The organism is Micromonospora sp. CA-111912 (assembly GCF_050948415.1).
Classification (GTDB): Bacteria; Actinomycetota; Actinomycetes; order Mycobacteriales; family Micromonosporaceae; genus Micromonospora.
Map to the genome: position 1 here is coordinate 5,979,701 of NZ_CP192007.1, position 18,825 is coordinate 5,998,525.

The 18,825-nt window shown below is 72.7% G+C and carries 11 protein-coding genes; 4 read left to right on the forward strand and 7 right to left on the reverse strand.

Annotation, left to right across the window (positions count from 1 at the left end; all coding sequences use genetic code 11):
• Positions 1-22: 22 nt before the first annotated feature.
• Positions 23-5,077, reverse strand: a complete 5,055-nt coding sequence (locus ACQPZO_RS25060; RefSeq protein ID WP_433344418.1) for an NAD-glutamate dehydrogenase — start codon at positions 5,075-5,077, stop codon at positions 23-25.
• Positions 5,078-5,363: 286 nt separating this feature from the next.
• Here ACQPZO_RS25060 and ACQPZO_RS25065 point away from each other — a divergent pair, with 286 nt between their 5' ends.
• The gene (locus tag ACQPZO_RS25065; protein WP_433344419.1) at positions 5,364-7,337 is read left to right on the forward strand and encodes a penicillin-binding transpeptidase domain-containing protein; all 1,974 of its coding nucleotides are present in this window, start codon (positions 5,364-5,366) and stop codon (positions 7,335-7,337) included.
• A gap of 621 nt (positions 7,338-7,958) precedes the next feature.
• Here ACQPZO_RS25065 and ACQPZO_RS25070 read toward each other — a convergent pair.
• The 6 genes from ACQPZO_RS25070 to ACQPZO_RS25095 all read right to left on the reverse strand — a co-directional run bounded on the left by ACQPZO_RS25070 (position 7,959) and on the right by ACQPZO_RS25095 (position 14,992).
• The gene (locus ACQPZO_RS25070) at positions 7,959-9,278 is read right to left on the reverse strand and encodes an arginase family protein (RefSeq protein ID WP_433344420.1); all 1,320 of its coding nucleotides are present in this window, start codon (positions 9,276-9,278) and stop codon (positions 7,959-7,961) included.
• A gap of 66 nt (positions 9,279-9,344) precedes the next feature.
• Positions 9,345-10,268: a tetratricopeptide repeat protein gene (locus tag ACQPZO_RS25075; protein WP_433344421.1), complete on the reverse strand. Its 924-nt coding sequence runs from the start codon at positions 10,266-10,268 to the stop codon at positions 9,345-9,347.
• 123 nt (positions 10,269-10,391) lie between these two features.
• A complete protein-coding gene (locus tag ACQPZO_RS25080; protein WP_433344422.1) occupies positions 10,392-12,080 on the reverse strand; it encodes an acyl-CoA mutase large subunit family protein in 1,689 nt (562 codons plus the stop codon).
• 97 nt (positions 12,081-12,177) lie between these two features.
• Positions 12,178-12,591 carry an Asp23/Gls24 family envelope stress response protein gene (locus ACQPZO_RS25085; protein WP_433344423.1) on the reverse strand — a complete coding sequence of 138 codons (414 nt, stop codon included), beginning with the start codon at positions 12,589-12,591 and terminating at the stop codon, positions 12,178-12,180.
• Positions 12,592-12,676: 85 nt separating this feature from the next.
• The gene (meaB, locus tag ACQPZO_RS25090) at positions 12,677-13,612 is read right to left on the reverse strand and encodes a methylmalonyl Co-A mutase-associated GTPase MeaB (protein ID WP_433351238.1); all 936 of its coding nucleotides are present in this window, start codon (positions 13,610-13,612) and stop codon (positions 12,677-12,679) included.
• A gap of 183 nt (positions 13,613-13,795) precedes the next feature.
• Positions 13,796-14,992 (reverse strand): acetyl-CoA C-acetyltransferase, encoded by a 1,197-nt coding sequence (locus ACQPZO_RS25095; protein ID WP_433344424.1) that lies wholly within the window; start codon positions 14,990-14,992, stop codon positions 13,796-13,798.
• A gap of 80 nt (positions 14,993-15,072) precedes the next feature.
• On the opposite strand from ACQPZO_RS25095, the gene mce reads away from it, so the two are divergent.
• From mce to ACQPZO_RS25110, 3 genes are all read left to right on the forward strand, one after another.
• Positions 15,073-15,543, forward strand: coding sequence for a methylmalonyl-CoA epimerase (gene mce, locus ACQPZO_RS25100; protein WP_433344425.1), 471 nt, complete (start codon positions 15,073-15,075; stop codon positions 15,541-15,543).
• Positions 15,544-15,879: 336 nt separating this feature from the next.
• Positions 15,880-17,235 (forward strand): crotonyl-CoA carboxylase/reductase, encoded by a 1,356-nt coding sequence (ccrA, locus tag ACQPZO_RS25105; RefSeq protein ID WP_396670044.1) that lies wholly within the window; start codon positions 15,880-15,882, stop codon positions 17,233-17,235.
• Between the two features lie 288 nt (positions 17,236-17,523).
• On the forward strand, positions 17,524-18,783 hold the full coding sequence (locus ACQPZO_RS25110) for a cell division protein DivIVA (protein ID WP_433344426.1): 1,260 nt from the start codon (positions 17,524-17,526) through the stop codon (positions 18,781-18,783).
• Positions 18,784-18,825 lie beyond the last annotated feature (42 nt).

Below are 18,825 nucleotides of genomic sequence, written 5' to 3' on the forward strand. Positions count from 1 at the left end.
GCCGCGGCGCGCTCCGGGCGACTCAGGCCGCCGAGGTCCGCACCAGGGTACGAATCTGACGCAGCAACACCGACAGGGCGGCGAGGTCCGCCCGGGACTCGTCGAACTCCCCCATCGCCCGCTGGGCGCGGTGGATCGAGGTGGCGTTCGACTGTTCCCACTGCAACACCCGCTCCAGCGGCGGCAGGTCGTTCGGGGTGGAGCCGAGGACCTCCGCGGTGAGCGCGGCCAGCGCGGCGTACAGGTCGTAGCGCAGCGCCATCCGGGCCAGCGTCTGCCAGCGGTCCTCCCGCGGCAGCAGCGAGATCTTCGATAGCAGGGAGTCGACCCGGAACCGGTCGGACAGGACGAAGTAGACCGAGGCCACCTCGCCGACGTCCGGACCGGTGCTCGCCGAGGTCTCCACCACGTCGAGCAGCCCGAAGCTGTACATCAGCCGGGTCGCCTGCTCGGCCAGGCCGCGCGGCAGCCCTCGGGAGGTCATCCCGTCGATGTGCGCGGCGATGGCCTCCCGCTCGCTGCCGTAGAAGAGGTTCTCCAGGCCGGGCAGCAGCCGGGCCACCCCGTCGCGCAGCCGGGCGGTCTCGGCCGGCACGTCGATCGGCGAGCGCCGGTTGGTGACCAGCCAGCGCACCGCCCGATCGAGCAGCCGCCGGGTGTCCAGGTAGACGGCGGTCTGCAGATCGGGGTCGACCTTGTTGTCGAGCGCCTCGACGGCGTCCCACAGCTCGCGCAGCCCGAACACCTCGCGGACCACCACGTACGCCCGGATCACGTCCGCCGCGGACGCCGCGGTCTCCTCGACCACCCGGAACACGAACGAGATGCCGCCCCGGTTGATCGCCTCGTTCACCAGCACGGTGGTCACGATGTCCCGGCGCAGCCGGTGCTGGCCCATCCGGCCGGCGAACCGCTCCCGCATCGGGGTCGGGAAGTAGTTGACCAGCACCTCGGTCGTCCACTCCTCGTCGGCGAGGCCCTCGGCGAGGATCTCCCGTTCCAGCACGATCTTCACGTACGCCAGCAGCACCGCGAACTCCGGCGCGGTCAGCCCGAACTCGGTGCGCACCGCCAGCTCGTCGTCCGGCGGCAGCCCCTCCAGCGCCCGGTCCAGCGCCCCCGAGCGCTCCAGCTCGCCGATCATCCGGCGGTGCACCGGCAGCAGCGAGGCGGCCTGGGCCTGCGAGTTGTTGATCGCCCGGGCCTGGTCGTAGTTGTCCCGCAGCACCAGCTCGCCGACCTCTTCGGTCATCCCGGCCAGCAGCTCGTCGCGCTCGGGCCGGGTCAGCGCCTCGTCCGCGACCGCCGTGTTGAGCAGGATCTTGATGTTCACCTCGTGGTCGGAGCAGTCCACCCCGGCCGCGTTGTCGATGAAGTCGGTGTAGATCCGCCCGCCCGCCCGGGCGTACTCGATCCGCCCGACCTGGGTGCAACCGAGGTTGCCGCCCTCGCCGACCACCCGGCAGCGCAACGCCTTGCCGTCCACCCGGATCGCATCGTTGGACTTGTCGCCCACCTCCGCGTTGGTCTGGCTGGACGCCTTGATGTACGTGCCGATGCCGCCGTTCCAGAACAGGTCCACCGGCGCGGTGAGGATCGCCTTCATCAGCTCCTGCGGGGAGAGCTGGCTGACGTCGTCGTCCAGCCCGAGGGCCGCCCGGACCTGCGGCGAGATCGGCACCGACTTCGCCGCGCGCGGGTACACCCCGCCCCCTTCGGAGATCAGCGACCGGTCGTAGTCCTCCCAGGACGACCGGGGCAGGTCGAACAGCCGCTTGCGCTCGGCGTACGAGGCGGCGGCGTCCGGGTCCGGGTCGAGGAAGAGGTGCCGGTGGTCGAACGCGGCCACCAGCCGGATGTGCTCGGACAGCAGCATCCCGTTGCCGAACACGTCGCCGGACATGTCGCCGACGCCGACCACGGTGAAGTCCTGGGTCTGGGTGTCGTGCCCCAGCTCCCGGAAGTGCCGCTTCACCGACTCCCAGGCGCCCCGGGCCGTGATGCCCATCTTCTTGTGGTCGTACCCGGCCGAGCCGCCGGAGGCGAACGCGTCACCGAGCCAGAAGTTGTGCGCCGCCGAGATCTCGTTGGCGATGTCGGAGAACGTGGCGGTGCCCTTGTCCGCCGCCACCACCAGGTACGGGTCGTCGCCGTCGTGGCGGACCACGTCGTCGGGCGGCACGATCTCACCGGCGGCGATGTTGTCGGTGATGTCGAGCATCGCGCCGACGAACTCCTGGTAGCAGGCGACCGCCTCGTCCCGGTCCCCCGGCTTCTGCTTGAGCACGAAGCCGCCCTTGGCGCCCACCGGCACGATCACGGCGTTCTTCACCATCTGCGCCTTGACCAGGCCGAGCACCTCGGTCCGGAAGTCCTCCCGCCGGTCGGACCAGCGCAGCCCGCCCCGGGCCACCGGCCCGTACCGCAGGTGCACGCCCTCGAACCGGGGCGAGTAGACGAAGATCTCGAACTTCGGCCGCGGGGCCGGCAGGTCCGGGATGGCCTGCGGGTCCAGCTTGAAGGCCACGTACGCCTTCGGCCGCCCGCCGACCGGCTTCTGGTAGAAGCTGGTGCGCAGGGTGGCCTGGATCAGCGTCAGGTACGACCGCAGGATCCGGTCCTGGTCGAGGCTGACCACGTCGTCCAGCGCGGCGCCGATCTCCGTCACCAGCTCGCCGCTGCGCTCGCGGCGCTGCTCGGCGGTCGGCTCCCCGGGCGCGAAGCGGGTCTCGAAGAGCTCCACGAGCAGCGCGGTGATCCGCGGGTACGCGATGAAGGTCTGCTCCATGTACTCCTGGGAGAAGACCGTCCCGGTCTGTCGCAGGTACTTCGCGTACGCCCGCAGCACCACCACCTGCCGCCAGGTGAGCCCGCCGCGCAGCACCAGCTCGTTGAAGCCGTCGACCTCGGCCTCGCCCCGCCACGCCGCCGCGAAGGCGTTCTCCACGTGCGGGCGCACCTCGGCCAGTTCCTGGTGGCCCTCGGGCAGTTGCAGCCCGAAGTCGTACAGGTAGACCCGACCGTCGATCCGGTCCACCTCGTACGGGTGCTCGTCGACCACCCGGACGCCGAGGGAGTGCAGCACCGGCAGCACCGCGGAGAGCATCATCGGCTCGCCGTACCGGTAGACCTTGAACCTGACGTCCATCGCCTCGTCGAGGTCCGCGCCCCGGCCCGCGCCGTTGCCGCGCGGGGCGAGCTGCTTGCGGAACAGGTGCATCTCAAGCTGGCCGGGCTCCTCCAGCAGCTCCAGCTTCGCCAGGTCCTTCATCGCCTCGTACGGCGTGTGCCCGTCCTTGTAGCCCTCCGGGAAGGCGTCGGCGTACCGGCTGAACAGGTGCTTGGCCTGCTCGTCGCCGAGCTTGCGCTCCAGCACCAGGCGGTAGTCGTCGTCCCACAGCCGGGTGGCGTCGGCCAGCTCCTCGGCGAGCAGGTCCGCGTCGATGTCCCCCGGTGGCCGGGTCGGATCGGTGCGGACGATGAAGTGCACCCGGGCCAGCATCGACTCGGTGACCCGGGTGGTGTAGTCCACCCCGACGCCGTTCAGCTCGCGCAGCAGGATGTCCTGCATGCGCAGCCGGTTCTGCGTGGTGAACCGGTCCCGGGGCAGGTAGATCAGGCAGGAGATGAACCGCCCGTACGCGTCCCGCCGCAGGAAGACCCGCAGCTGCCGGCGGCCGGCCATCCGCAGCACGCCGATCACCGCGTGGTACAGATCCTCGGTCTTGATCTGGAACAACTCGTCACGCGGGTACGTCTCCAGGATCTGGAGCAGGTCCTTGCCCGAGTGGCTGCGTCGGCTCAGGCCGGAGCGGTCCAGCACCTCGGCCACCTTGCGGCGGACCACCGGCAGCTCCCGGACGCTGGTCCGGTACGCCGCCGTGGAGAACAGCCCGAGGAAGCGCCGCTCGCCGATCACCTGACCGGCCTCGTCGAAGATCTTGAAGCCGATGTAGTCCAGGTACGCCGAGCGGTGCACGGTGGCCCGGGAGTTCGCCTTGGTGATGATCAGCAGGCGCTTCTCCAGCGCCCTCTCGTGCGCCTCGGACGTCATCGAGGACAGCGCCCGCACCTCCGGGGAGTCCGAGCGCAGGATGCCCAGGCCCGTGCCGAGCACCGCCTCCACCGCCGAGCCCTCACCGCCGGGGGCGTCCACCAGCCGGTACTCGCGGTAGCCGAGGAAGGTGAAGTGGTCGTGGGCCAGCCAGCGCAGCAGCTCCACCGAGTCGGTGATGTCCTTCTCCGGCACCGGCGGGCGGTTGTCTGCGGTACGGGCGGCGGCCAGCTCGTCGGCCAGGGCCAGGGCGCGCTGGCGCATCTTCGGCCAGTCCTCGACCGCCTCCCGCACGTCGGTCAGCACCCGTTGCAGCTCGCGGCGCAGCTTCTCCCGCTCGCCGGCGTCGCGGACCGGGTCGATCTCGATCCGCATCCAGCTCTCGACCAGGTCCCCGTCGATCGCGTCGTCGGGCTCCACGTCCGCGGAGACCTCGGTCAACCGGCCCAGCGGCTCCCGGCGCACCACCACCAGCGGGTGCACCAGCAGATGCACGTCGAGGTGGTGGGCGTTGAGCAGGGCGGTCACCGAGTCGACCAGGAACGGCATGTCGTCGGTGACGATCTCGATCACCGTGTGGTGCTGGTCGGCGTCCGGTTCGTGGATGCGCAGCTTCAGCTCGCCCGGCACCCGCTGCTGCGCCAGGTCCCAGTGCGCCCGGGCGGCGTCGAGCATCTCCTCGGCCGTGAACCCGATCAGTTCCTCGTCCGGGGCGAACCGCCAGAAGCGCCCGACCAGTGTCGCCGCGTCGTGGTCGTCGCCGGCGAGGGCGACCGCCTGGGCGACCAGGCGCTCCACGTTCGGCACCGGCTCGTCGAGCTCGGCGTCCTCCACGTCGTCGGCCAGCGCATCCACCGGCAGCCCGAGATCATAGATGGTGTCGATGCTCGAACCGGTCATCCCGGTCACTCCCGTGTCGAGCCGGCCGAAGCCGTCCCCGTCGGTCGCCGAATCGAAGTCGTCCCGGCCGCTGTCATCCTGCCGGAGGTCGGGTCCCGGTTTGATCGCCGGACGCCGGTCCATCGGTGCCACTCCCCTCGACCCACCGCATTGTGGGTCACTCTGCCGCCCAGCCTAGGCCCTGCCGCTCCGTGCCTTCGTCGGCGGACCACCGGCCGGACGTCCGGTTCGGGACTCTGTCCTTTCACCCGTTGCAGATATGCGGTCAGCCGGCTGGGGAGTACCCCGGTCGGGATGTTCATCACACCTTCGCGGGCCCTCTTTGCGCACGTGGCGGGCCGGGCGGGGCAGTGTGCCCGGCGGGGCCGTACTACCGTGGCGGAAGCCCGAGATTCGGAAGGACGGCTCCATGCGTCTGTCGTACCCCCTTGGTGGGCCCCGCCGATCGCGCTCCCGCCGGCTGGTCGCGGCGCTCGCCGCCACCACGCTGGCCGCTGCCGCGCTGACCGGCTGCTCAGCCGAGGACGGTCCGGAACGCGCCGTGGACGCCTTCCTGTCCGGTTGGGGCAAGGGCGACCTCCAGGCGGTCGGCTTCGTCGACCCGACCGGGAGGAAGGTGCCCGCCGCCGACGTGACGCGGGAGATCCGGGAGCTCTCCGGAGAGCTGGCGGCCACCCCACCGGCGCTGCGCCGCACCGGGGACCCGAAGATCGACGCGAACATCGCGACCGCCGGCATCCGGGTGGACTGGACCCTGCCCCCGGCCGGCACCCGCTGGGGGTACGACCGGCAGGTACGGCTCACCCGGGGCGGCGACGACCAGTGGCAGGTGATCTGGGAACCGCAGGTGGTGCACGAGCAGCTCACCACGGGCGACCGGCTCGCGGTACGCCGGGACGTGGCGCCCAGGTCCGGGGTGCTCGACAGCGCGGGCGCGCCGGTCGTGGCGCCCCGCCCGGTGGTCCGGATCGGGCTGCAACCGAGCGAGGTCACCGACGCGAAGGCGGTGTCCCGGAAGCTCGACGCCGCGTTCCGGGCGATCCGGCCGGCGCTCAACCCGCCGGTCGACCTCGCCGACCTGCCCAAACGCCTCGCCGAGGCCGACCCGGGCGCGTTCGTCGAGGTCGTGACGCTGCGCGATGAGGCGTACCGGCAGATCCGCTCGCGGGTCTACGACCTGCCCGGCACCAAGTTCCGGGCCGAGAAGCTCGACCTCGCCCCCACCCGCGAGTTCGCCCGGGCGCTGCTCGGCTCGGTCGACCAGGCCCAGGCCGACGACCTGGCCGCCCACCCCGACCGGTACCGGCGGGGCGACCTGGTCGGCCACGGCGGCCTCCAGGGCCGGTACGACGAACGGCTACGCGGCGCGCCCGGGCTCACCGTGATCAGCGAGCGGACGGAGCCAGACGGCACCGTCGTGCCGACCGGCACGACGCTGTTCCGCGAGGAGCCGAAGGCCGGGCAGTCGGTGAAGACCACCCTCGACGTGGCCACCCAGAACGCCGCCGACACCGCGCTGCGCGGGGAGAAGCGCCGCGCCGCCCTGGTGGCGGTGCGGATCAGCGACGGCGCGGTGCTGGCCGCCGCGAACGGGCCGGGGGCCGCCGGGGAGAACCTGGCCTTCACCGCCCAGGTGCCGCCCGGCTCGACGTTCAAGATGGTCAGCGCCCTCGGCCTGCTGGACCGGGGTGCGGTCACTTTGGACGGCCCGGTCGCCTGCCCGAAGACGTTCACCGTGGACGGCCGGTCGTTCAAGAACTCCGACAACTTCGTCCTCGGCTCGGTGCCGTTCCGCACCGACTTCGCGAAGTCCTGCAACACCGCTTTCGCCGCGCTCGCCCCGAAGCTGGGCGCGGACGGCCTCGCCCAGACCGGGCGGGCGCTCGGCCTGGAGGCCGGGTGGGACCTGGGCGTCGACGCGTTCACCGGCAAGGTCTCCGCGAACGGCTCCCCGGCCGAACAGGCCGCCGCCTCGTTCGGGCAGGGCACCACCGTGGTCAGCCCGCTGGCCATGGCCGCCGCCACCGCCGCCGTCGCCCGGGGCCGCTGGGAGCAGCCGAAACTGGTCCTCGACCCGGCCCCGGCCAAGGCCGCGCCCGCCGGGCCGGAGCTGAAGCCGGAGTCGGTGCAGCCGCTGCGGACCATGATGCGCGAGGTCGTCACCGCCGGCACCGCCGGCGCGCTCAAGGACGTCCCCGGCGGCCCGGTGCACGGCAAGACCGGCACCGCCGAGTACGACGACAACCCCGCGCACACCCACGCCTGGTTCGTCGGCTGGCAGGGCGACGTGGCGTTCGCGGTCTTCGTGGAGCGGGGCGGGTCCAGCACGGCCAGCGCGGTGCCGATCAGCGAACGCTTCCTACGCGCCCTCGCCGCCTCCTGACCGCCCCACCGCCTGCCGCCCGCCGCCTGCCGCCCGCCGCCCCACCGCCGCCCGCCCGCCGCCCCACCGCCGGCCGTCTGCCGCCTGCCCGCGCCGTACCGCCATACCGTTCCCACCGGGCCACCGGCGGCCCACACGGCCACCGGTCCGTGGAGACGGTGCTCGCCGACCGGGCTCCGGTACGCCGGGCGATTTTCCCGGCGCGGGCCTGTACCGGATTGCCGTTGAAGCTGCAAGGTCGCCCTCGACATGCTGCGGGGTCTCGGCGTTGCCGGCACCGGCTTGTGCCGAAGCGCCTTTGAAGCTGCCCGCACAGACGGGGCACCTGTCGCCCTGAACACCTCTACGGGCGCTCGATCGTCACCCGTTTGCGCCCCCACCCTTAGCCCTACGGGCAGGCGCCCCGGCGTCCAGGTGGGCGCACCAACGGGGCAGCTCCAAAGGCACTATGCGGATGCCGCCGGCCCGCGTCGCGACCCGGCGACCGGCGACCCGGCGACCGGCCACGCCCCAGGTAACGCCTCGACGGACCGGCGGGGCAGCACCGAACAGATCAGCAGGCGGCGACGGACGGACTGCGGCGGTCGGCCTGCGGCAGACCGACCGCGGCGGACCGACGCGTCAGGCGATCCCAGCTGCGGAATGCGACGTGTCGCCGCCCGTGCCGGGGCGGCTGGTGCCTGGAGAGGGTGCGGGAACACGGCGCAACAGGCCCGGGCCGGCCGAGGCGGGGGGCCCGACGGGTTCCAGGACCGGGTCCGGGGCACCCTCGATTGGGCTGCCCAGATCCGCCGACCTGTCCGGCTCCTCCGGCCCGCCGACGGAGGCGGGGGCGGGGGCGACGGGAAGAACGGAGGCGACGGAGGCGGCGGGGAGGGCAGCATCGGTGGAGGAGGCGGCATCGACCGGATCCCCCGCCGCGTCCCGGTGCGGCGCATCAGCCGGGAAGGCCCCGGAGACGGCGGGGCGACCGGTCGAGGGAGGGTGCCGGCCGGGGCCCGCCGAAAACAGCCGGGGCGGCACCGCGCTCGGGGCGGTGACCGGGGCCAGCCCGGCCACCACCGTGTTGACGATCTCGGCGGCGTACGCCCCGTCCTGGTCGTAGTCGGGGTCGAAGACGGTCAGCTCGACGCCGAGGCAGTGCGGGGTGTCCACCAGCCCGGCGAGCAGGATCTCCAGCTCGGCGAAGGCGATCCCGCCCGCGTCCGGGGCGTCCACCGCCGGCATCACCGCCGGGTCGAGCACATCCACGTCGACGTGCACCCAGTACCCGGCGCAGTCGGCCAGTTCCTCGTGCGCCCACTGGGCGGTGCGGGCCGCACCTTCGGCGCGCAGCGCCGGCACCGGCCGGGTGGTGATCCCGGCGGCCTGGAGGTCGAGGCGGTACTCGTCCTGCGCCCGGATGCCGAGCACCACCACGTCGATGTCCCGGAAGTACGGCCGGCGCCCCTCGATGGCCGCCAGGTCGGCCTGCCCGCGCCCGGTGACCAGGGCCAGGTCCTCCCCCGCCGCGGCCCCGACGTAGGAGGCGTTGCCGGGGTGCCGGAAGTCGGAGTGGCCGTCGACGAAGACGAGCCCGATCCGGCCGCCGACCGCCTCGCCGAGCCGGTGCATGGCCAGCGCCGAGCCGAGCAGGATCGAGCAGTCCCCGCCGAGCACGAGCGGGAACTCCCCCCGGTCGATGATCGAGCCGATCCGGTCGGCCAGCGCGGCCGAGTACGCGGCGATCTCCGGGGCGTGGCAGACGCCGTCACCGGGACGCCAGTCGCCCGGGTCGTACCGGGGCGGGGTGAGGCAGCCGGCGTCGCGGGCCCGCAGCCGGGCCAGCAGGCCCTGGTCGCGCAGCGCGCCGGGGGCTTTGCCGCAGCCGGGGACGGCGGTGGGGGTGGGTGGGCGCAGCCCGAGGTTGGACGGCGCATCGAGGACGGCGATTCGGCGCATATGGGCTCCCGTCCTCGTGGGTCGGGCGGGCCGGCGAACGCCGGCCCGCGCTGGCGTGCGGCGAACTCAGAACAGGGCGCTGGCCAGGGACCGGCGGGCGGAGGCGACGGCGGGATCGTCCGGCCCGGCGACGGTGAACAGGCCGACCAGGTGCTGGCGTACCTTCTCCCGGTCCTCGCCGGCGCTGCGACGGACCAGGCCGACCAGGCGCTGGTAGGCCTGGTCGGCCATGCCGCTGAGCACCTCGACGTCGGCGGCGAGGAGCTGGGCCTCGACGTCGTCGGGGTCGGCCTGGGCGGCGGCGAGCGCCGCGCCCGGGTCCGCCCCGGCGACCCGGCGGGCCAGCCCGACCTGGGCCAGGCCGGCCTCGGCCGCGGCGTCCCCCGGCGACTCGGCGAGGATCTTCCGGTACGCCTGCTCGGCGGCATCCAGGTCGCCGCCCATCAGGGCGTCGTCGGCCTCGTCGAGGCGTGGGTCCTCCGGCTCGGCGACGGTGGCCCCGCCGGCCTTGAGCACCGCGCCGATCCACTGGCGCAGCTGGGCCTCGGGGACCACCCCGGAGAACGCGTCGACGGGCCGCCCGCCGACGACCGCGTAGACGGTGGGGATCCCCTGGACCTGGAACATCTGGGCGATGCGGGGATTGTCCTGGACGTCGACCCGGGCCAGCACCCACGCGCCGCCGCCCTCGGCCGCCAGCCGCTCCAGCACCGGCGCGAACTGGTCGCTCTCCGGGTAGCCGGCCGCGCCGAAGAAGACCACGACGGGCAGGTCCACGGAACGTTCGAGCACCTCGGCCTGGAGGGTGGCCTCTGTCACGTCGATCACGGCGGCCCCGCCGCCGGTGGCGACGCCACCCGGCAGACCGGGGGGCGGGCCGGCCTGGGCCGGTGTGTTGGAACGGGTGGGGGCCGGTGCGGTGCCGCGCAGTGCGCTGAGGTCGACCGCGCCGCGGGTGAAGATCGACGAGGTGATCCGTGGGTCGCTCATGGTTACCTAGTCTCGCACGACCGCCGCCCAACTCCGATCAACCGCGACGGCGACAAATGTGACTCTCGCGGCTGGTCACCGGCCGTGTCGCCGCACCCCGTCGGGGGGTGCGGCGACACCCGGTCAGAAGCGTGCCGGTTCGCGGTAGACGCCCCATTCGGCGCGCAGCGCGTCGCAGATCTCGCCGAGGGTGGCCTCGGCGCGGACGGCGTCGAGCATCGCCGGGATCATGTTCTCCCCGGTGCGGCTCACCTCGACCATCCGGGTCACCGCGGCGGAGACCGCCGCGTCGTCCCGGACCGTCTTGCGCTCGGCCAGCATCCGGCGCTGCTCCAACTCCACCTCGTGCGAGATGCGCAGGATCTCCAGGTCCTTGGTGACCGTGCCGGTGTGGCAGTTGACCCCCACGATCCGCTTGTCGCCCTTCTCCAACGCCTGCTGGTAGACGAAGGCCGACTCGGCGATGTGGCCGGTGAACCAGCCGTCCTCGATGCCACGCAGGATGCCGGAGGTCATCGGGCCGATCTGGTGCGGCCCCTCGCCGCCGAGCTGCCGGATCCGGGCGAAGATCTCCTCCGCCTCGGCCTCGATCCGGTCGGTGAGCGCCTCGACGTACCAGGAGCCGCCGAGCGGGTCGGCCACGTTGGTCACCCCGATCTCCTCCATCAGCACCTGCTGAGTACGCAGGGCGATCTCGGCGGACTCGTCGGTCGGCAGGGCCAGGGTCTCGTCGAGGGCGTTGGTGTGCAGCGAGTTCGTCCCGCCGAGCACCGCGGCGAGCGCCTCCACGGCGGTACGGACGACGTTGTTGACCGGCTGCTGGGCGGTCAGCGACACCCCGGCGGTCTGGGTGTGGAACCGCAGCCACAGCGCCTTCTCACTGGTCGCGCCGTACACGTCGCGTAGCCAGCGGGCCCAGATCCGGCGGGCGGCGCGGAACTTGGCGATCTCCTCGAAGAAGTCGACGTGCGAGTCGAAGAAGAAGCTCAGCCCGGGGGCGAAGACGTTGACGTCCAGCCCGCGCGACAGCCCCAGCTCGACGTAGCCGAACCCGTCGGCGAGGGTGTACGCCAACTCCTGCGCGGCGGTCGAGCCGGCCTCGCGGATGTGGTACCCGGAGACCGACAGGGGCTTGTACCGGGGGATCTCGCGGGCGCAGTACTCCATCAGGTCGCCGATCAGGCGCAGGTGCGGCTCCGGGTCGAACAGCCACTCCTTCTGCGCGATGTACTCCTTGAAGATGTCCGTCTGCAGCGTGCCGTCCAGGGCGGACACGTCGGCGCCCTGCCGCTCGGCGGCCACCAGGTACATGCAGAACACCGGCACCGCCGGGCCGGAGATGGTCATCGACGTGGTGACCCCGGCCAGGTCGATGCCGTCGAAGAGCGTCTCCATGTCGGCGGCGGTGTCGATGGCCACCCCGCAGTGCCCGACCTCGCCGAGCGCCTGTGGGTCGTCGGAGTCGCGGCCCATCAGCGTCGGCATGTCGAACGCGACGGACAGGCCGCCGCCGCCCGCGCCGAGGATCATCTTGTAGCGCTCGTTGGTCTGCCGGGCGTTGCCGAAGCCGGCGAACTGCCGGATCGTCCAGGTGCGCCCCCGGTAGCCGGTCGGGTACAACCCCCGGGTGTACGGGAACTCGCCCGGCCAGCCGATCCGCTCGAAGCCCGGGTACGTGACACCCTCCGGCGGGCCGTAGACCGGGTCGACGGTCATCCCGGAGAGCGTGGTGAAGTCGGCGTCCCGCTTGCGGGCGGCGTCGTAGCGGGCCTGCCAGCGTGCCCGTCCGGCAGCGATCTCGTCGGCGTCCATGCGCGGGGCTCCTCCTCGGGTCCTCGTCAGAAGACCGAGTGTAGAACCCGTGCCTGAACGATCGCTAAGGGAGTTCGGTACCGGCTGGTAACCCGGCTCAGGCCGGAGGGCCGGCCGGCTCGCCCATCGCCACGTCGTCGACCCGAATGTTGATCTCGTCGACCCGCAGCCCGTACGCCTCGACGGCCTGGGTGACCGCCGCCCGCACCCCGTCGGTCACCTGCGGCACCGGCCGGCCGGCGTCGATCACGATGACCAGGTTGACCACCGCCGCGCCGTTCGTGACGTGCGCCGAGCAGCCGCGCCGGGCGTCGCCCACCCGGTCCAGCCCGACCTTGTCGAGCACCGCGTTGAAGAACCGGGCCACGTCGCCGCCCAGCTCCGACACCCCGGGAACCGACCGCGCGGCGGCCACCGCGATCTTCTCCACCACCTCGTCGGAGACCTGGGTGGTGCCGCCCGCCACCGCGTCCGGCGTCACCGACAGTTCCTGCGTCGCCTCGTCGCCCATGTTCTCCCCCAGTACGCTCGCACCGCCCCACGGTGCCGTGGAGCGGTGCGAGCGTACTAGTTCGTGCGGGTCCGCAGTGGACGTCTCAGGAGCCGAGCTGGGCCAGCAGTTCGTCGGCCGCGGCGTACGGGTCGAGGGCCCCCTCGGCCACCTTCGCGGCGAGCGTCGGCAGCTCCGTACCGTCGCGCAGCGAGCCGATCCGGGCGCGCAGCACGCCCAGCGCGATCGCCTCGATCTCGGCGGCGGCCCGCGTCTCCCGACGGCGGCGCAGCTCGTCGTGCTTGTCCAGCCAGTCACGGTGCTTGTCGATCGCGGCGGCGATGTCGTCGATCCCCTCGCCGCGCGAGGCGATCGCCCGGACCACCTGCGGCCGCCACTCGCCGGGCCCCCGCTCACCCAGGGCGATCATGCCCTGGATGTCGCGGACGGTGGCGTCGACCCCGTCCCGGTCGGCCTTGTTGACCACGAAGACGTCGGCGATCTCCAGGATGCCGGCCTTGACGGCCTGGATGGCGTCGCCCATGCCGGGGGCGAGCAGCACCAGCGTGGTGTCGGCCAGCGAGGCGACCTCCACCTCGGCCTGCCCGACGCCGACGGTCTCCACCAGCACCACGTCGCAACCGGCGCCCTCCAGCACCCGGACCGCCTGCGGGGTGGCCGCCGACAGCCCACCGAGGTGACCCCGGCTGGACATCGACCGGATGTAGACGCCCGGGTCGGTGGCGTGGTCCTGCATCCGCACCCGGTCGCCGAGGATCGCCCCGCCGGTGAACGGGCTGGACGGATCGATGGCGAGCACCCCGACCCGGTGCCCGCGCGCCCGAAGCGCGCGGACCAGCTCGTTGGTGGTGGTCGACTTGCCCACCCCGGGGGACCCGGTCAGCCCGACCACCTGGGCCTGACCGGCGTACGGGGCGAGAGCCGCCGCCACCTGGGGCAGCGCCTCGTCGCCGGACTCGACCAGGGTGATCAGCCGGGCCACCGCCCGGGGGTCACCGGCGCGGGCCCGCTCCACCAGCATCGGCACGTCCCGGCTGCGGCGCACCGACGGCACACCGGCGGCCGGCGCCTGCCCGACCGCTCCGCTCACCGAGCCACCTTCGTTCGCGACTGCGGGGCTCGCACACCCCGCTCACTCCTCGCGCTCACCGGGCCACCTTCGTTCGCGACTGCGGGGCTCGCACACCCCGCTCACTCCTCGCGCTCACCCTGCCACGCTGGGGCTGGGGACGTGGATGATCAGCGCGTCGCCCTGTCCGCCGCCGCCGCACAGCGCCGCCGCGCCGGTGCCGCCGCCACGCCGCTTCAGCTCCAGCGCGAGGCTGAGCACCAGCCGGGCGCCGGACATGCCGATCGGGTGGCCGAGCGCGATGGCCCCGCCGTTGACGTTCACCTTGTCCGGGCTGATCCCCAGGTCGCGGGTGGACTGGACGCCGACGGCGGCGAACGCCTCGTTGATCTCGACAAGGTCGAGGTCGGAGATGCCCAGGCCGCCCTTCTTCAGGGCGTGGCTGATCGCGTTCGAGGGCTGCGAGTGCAGCGAGTTGTCCGGGCCGGCGACGTTGCCGTGCGCGCCGATCTCGGCCAGCCAGGTCAGCCCGAGCTCCTGGGCCTTGGCTTTGCTCATCACCACCACGGCTGCGGCCCCGTCGGAGATCGGCGAGGAGCTGCCGGCGGTGATCGTGCCGTCCTTGGCGAACGCGGGACGCAGCTTGGCCAGGGACTCGACGGTGGTGTCCGGCCGGATGCCCTCGTCCTCGCCGATCACCAGCGGGTCGCCCTTGCGCTGCGGGATGATCACGGGGGTGATCTCCTCGGCGAAGTGGCCGTTCTTCTGCGCGGCGGCGGCCCGCTGGTGGCTGGCCGCGGCGAACGCGTCCTGCTCCTCGCGGGTGATGCCGTGCTTCGCGCCGTGCCGCTCGGTGGACTCACCCATCGAGCAGCAGTCCCAGGCGTCGGTGAGCCCGTCGAGCGCCATGTGGTCCTTGATCGTCACGTCGCCGTACTTGTAGCCGGCGCGCTGGCCGAGCATCAGGTGCGGGGCGTTGGTCATCGACTCCATGCCGCCGGCCACCACGATGTCGAACTCGCCGGCCCGGATGAGCTGGTCGGCCAGGGCGATCGCGTCCAGGCCGGAGAGGCAGACCTTGTTGATGTTCAGTGCCGGCACCGACATCGGGATGCCCGCCTCGACGGCTGCCTGCCGGGCCGGGATCTGGCCCGCGCCGGCCTGGAGCACCTGGCCCATGATCACGTACTGCACCTGCTCGGGGGCGACCCCGGCGCGCTCCAGCGCGGCCTTGATCGCGACACCGCCGAGCTTCGTCGCCGGGAGGTCCTTGAGGTTGCCGAGCAGGCGACCCATCGGGGTCCGCGCGCCGCTGACGATCACCGAAGCCACTTGCCTGCCTCCGAGGGGGATGCCGAGCCTTACACCTTAACGATTGTTTGGTTACCCGGGTGTTCGGTCAGACTAGCGCCATGGCTGAGAACTCCCCCGCCGAGCCCACTGCCGACTTTGTCACAGACATCGGCCTGCGCCGCATCGACCACGTCGGGATCGCCGTCGCCGACCTGGACGCCGCGATCGACTTCTACCAGCGGACCTTCGGGATGCGCTGCGTACACACCGAGACCAACACCGAGCAGGGCGTCCGCGAGGCGATGCTGGCCGTCGGCCCGAGCGCCGAGGGCGGCTGCGTGCAACTGCTCGCCCCCCTGACCCCGGAGTCGACCATCGCGAAGTTCCTCGGCCGCAACGGCCCGGGGGTGCAGCAGGTGGCGTACACCGTGGTCGACATCGACGCGGCCTGCGCGGCGCTGCGGGAACGCGGGATGCGGCTGCTCTTCGAGACCCCCCGCCGGGGCACCGCCGGCTCCCGGGTCAACTTCGTGCACCCCAAGGACGCCGGGGGCGTCCTCGTCGAGCTGGTCGAGCCCGCCGAGCACTGATCTGATCGCCGGCCGGGGGTGTGGCAGGGGCCCTGCCCACTCCCCCGCCGGCCCCTCCGGCACCGGCCCACCCCTGCTCGGCGAGCGCGACGATGCGCGGTTGAGCAGCCCGGCGGACAGCTCCACACATCGGCCGATGCAGTTTTTCACAGACCCTTCCCGCCCTAACTACCGTTCAGTAACGTCCTGCTCCGACAGGAGCGGCCGTTGCCGGAGTCGGATGCCGACATCGCGGTCGGTACGCACCGGTGCCGATGGCAGCACCCGGACCGAAGCGACGGCCACCAAGCGGATCCGCCGGGCCCCGACGCGGGTGCGGACGAACGGGAGGTCACCGTGCAGGACATCCTCGAAGCGATCATGGCGGTGGAGGGCTCCGACGAATCCGGGCGGCAGCTCGCCGGCCTCGCCGGCCTTCCCGTGCCGAAGAGCTACCGGGGCGTGGTGGTGCGCGCCGACCAGGCCCGGATGTTCGAAGGGCTGGCCACCCAGGACAAGGACCCGCGCAAGTCCCTGCACGTCCAGGAGGTGCCGACCCCCGAGCTGGCACCCGGCGAGGCGCTGGTCGCGGTGATGGCCAGCGCGATCAACTACAACACCGTCTGGACCAGCATCTTCGAGCCGCTGCCCACCTTCAAGTTCCTCGAGCGGTACGGCCGGATCTCCGCGCTGACCGCCCGGCACGACCTGCCGTACCACGTGGTGGGGTCGGACGCGGCGGGCGTGGTGCTGCGCACCGGGCCCGGGGTGACGAAGTGGGCCGCCGGCGACGAGGTGGTGGCGCACTGCCTGTCGGTGGAGCTGGAGGACGCCGCCGGACACGACGACACCATGCTCGACCCGCAGCAGCGGATCTGGGGCTTCGAGACCAACTTCGGCGGCCTGGCCGAGCTGGCCGTGGTCAAGGCCAACCAGCTCATGCCCAAGCCCCGCCACCTGACCTGGGAGGAGGCTGCCAGCCCGGGGCTGGTCAACTCCACCGCGTACCGGCAGCTCGTCTCACACCACGGGGCGAACATGAAGCAGGGCGACGTCGTGCTGATCTGGGGCGCCTCCGGCGGCCTCGGCGGGTACGCCACCCAGATGGCGCTCAACGGCGGCGCGATCCCGATCTGCGTGGTGTCCTCCCCGGACAAGGCCGAGCTGTGCCGGCGGATGGGCGCCGAGTTGGTGATCGACCGGGCGGCGGAGGGGTTCCGGTTCTGGTCCGACGAGCACACCCAGAACCCGGACGAGTGGCGGCGCCTCGGCGAACGGATCCGGGGGCTGACCGGCGGCGAGGACCCGGACATCGTCTTCGAGCACCCGGGCCGGGAGACCTTCGGCGCGAGCGTCTACGTCGCCAAGCGCGGCGGCACCGTCGTCACCTGCGCCTCGACCAGCGGCTACCAGCACCAGTTCGACAACCGCTACCTCTGGATGCACCTGAAGCGGATCGTCGGCAGCCACTTCGCCAACTACCACGAGGCCTGGCAGGCCAACCGGCTCGTGGCGCTCGGCCAGATCCATCCGACGGTGTCGAGGACGTACCCGCTGGAGCAGGCCGGCCGGGCCGCGTACGAGGTGCACCGCAACCAGCACCAGGGCAAGGTGGGGGTGCGCTGCCTCGCCCCGACCGACGGCCTCGGCGTGCGGGACCCGGAGCTGCGCTCCCGGCACGAGGACGCGATCAACCGGTTCCGCGGTCGCTGAGCCGTCCGGGGGATGCCCGGCCGGCCATTGCGGTGGTCGCGCATTGCCTTTCGACAGGGGTCATCGGCCCTCCTTTCGCGTGATAACGCCACGAGTCGACAAAGGGCCGCGGAGTGTTCGCGCGGCCCTTTGCCCGGCCGGCCGGCCGGCCGCCCGACCCGGCCGGGAGCTGCCAAGATCGCCGTCGACACGGGCCGGGTGACAGCGGCCAGTTGACCATGTAAAGAGGACACGAAAGCCCCGCACCGCTCTTGCGAAACACCCCGGGGCGTCTGCGAGTATGTCCCAATGCCCCAGCAGCAGTCCTCCCCTCTTGCGTTCTTCGATAACGCGAACTCGCAGCCAGATTTCACCGTTGGCCTGCGCGGATACAACGTTGGGCAGGTCGATGACTTCATCGGTCGACTCACCGCCGCGCTGACCCAGTCCGAGCAGGCCCGCGCCGAGGCCGAGCAGCGGATGAACGACGCCCAGCGTCGGCTCCGCCAGGCCGAGCAGCGGCAGAGCGCGCTGGAGCAGAAGCTCACCGAGACCAACAAGCAGCTCGAGGAGAACAGCCGGCCGACCCTCTCCGGCCTGGGCACCCGCGTCGAGCAGATCCTGCGGCTGGCCGAGGAGCAGGCCAACGACCACCGCAACGAGGCCAAGCGCGAGTCCGAGGGGATCCTCTCCGCGGCCCGCCTGGAGGCCCGCGAGATCACCGACAAGGCTCGCGCCGAGGCTGCCGCGATGAAGGCCACCGCCGAGCGCGAGGCCGGCAGCGCCCGCACCGCCGCCGAGCGGGAGGCCGCCGAGGTCCGCGTGCAGGCCCGCCGGGAGGCGGACACCCTGCGCGCCGACGCCGAGCGGGAGACCAAGCAGCTGCGCACCGTCACCGCGCACGAGGTCGCCGAGCTGAAGTCGACCGTCGAGCGGGAGGTCGCCACCCTGCGCGCCACCGCCGAGCGGGAGATCACCCAGCAGCGGGCGAAGGCGGCCCGGGAGGCCGAGGAGAAGCGCGCCGAGGCGACCAAGCTGCTCACCGACGCCCGCGACAAGCGCGACAAGGACCTGCAGGCCCTGGAGCTCCAGCTCGCCGAGCGGCGCGAGAAGTCCGAGCGCGAGGAGTCCGAGCGGCACGCCGCCCAGGTCACGCAGACCCAGAAGCTGGTCGGCGAGGCCGAGCAGCGGGCCCGGGCCGCCCAGGAGCGGGCCAAGGAGATCGAGCAGCGCGCCGAGGCCCGCCGGGTCGAGTCCGAGCGCACCGCCAACGAGACGGTCGAGAAGGCCAAGTCGCTCTCGGAGAAGACCCTCAACGAGGCGAAGTCCGAGGCGAAGCGGCTGCTCACCGAGGCCCGCACCGAGGCCGACCTGACGACCCAGGCCGCCCGCCGCGAGGTCGATGACCTCACCCGCCAGAAGGACGCCGTCACCTCGCAGCTCGGGCAGATGCTCTCCGGCCTCGCCGGCATCGTGCCGGGCATCCCGTCGGCGCCGGCGCCGGCCAAGCCGGCGGCCGCCAAGGTGGACGCCAAGGACGAGCGGGTGACTGCGGAGCCCGCCGGCTGACCGACCGTACGGCCGGGGCATGACACGGCGCGGGGTGACACC

Bases quoted from the DNA above. Each gene is read 5' to 3' on its own strand.
- ACQPZO_RS25060 (WP_433344418.1), bottom strand. From the start codon at position 5,077: ATGGACCGGCGTCCGGCGATCAAACCGGGACCCGACCTCCGGCAGGAT.
- ACQPZO_RS25085 (WP_433344423.1), bottom strand. From the start codon at position 12,591: ATGGGCGACGAGGCGACGCAGGAACTGTCGGTGACGCCGGACGCGGTG.
- ACQPZO_RS25075 (WP_433344421.1), bottom strand. From the start codon at position 10,268: ATGAGCGACCCACGGATCACCTCGTCGATCTTCACCCGCGGCGCGGTC.
- ACQPZO_RS25070 (WP_433344420.1), bottom strand. From the start codon at position 9,278: ATGCGCCGAATCGCCGTCCTCGATGCGCCGTCCAACCTCGGGCTGCGC.
- ACQPZO_RS25110 (WP_433344426.1), top strand. From the start codon at position 17,524: ATGCCCCAGCAGCAGTCCTCCCCTCTTGCGTTCTTCGATAACGCGAAC.
- mce (WP_433344425.1), top strand. From the start codon at position 15,073: ATGGCTGAGAACTCCCCCGCCGAGCCCACTGCCGACTTTGTCACAGAC.
- ACQPZO_RS25065 (WP_433344419.1), top strand. From the start codon at position 5,364: ATGCGTCTGTCGTACCCCCTTGGTGGGCCCCGCCGATCGCGCTCCCGC.
- meaB (WP_433351238.1), bottom strand. From the start codon at position 13,612: ATGCTGGTGGAGCGGGCCCGCGCCGGTGACCCCCGGGCGGTGGCCCGG.
- ACQPZO_RS25080 (WP_433344422.1), bottom strand. From the start codon at position 12,080: ATGGACGCCGACGAGATCGCTGCCGGACGGGCACGCTGGCAGGCCCGC.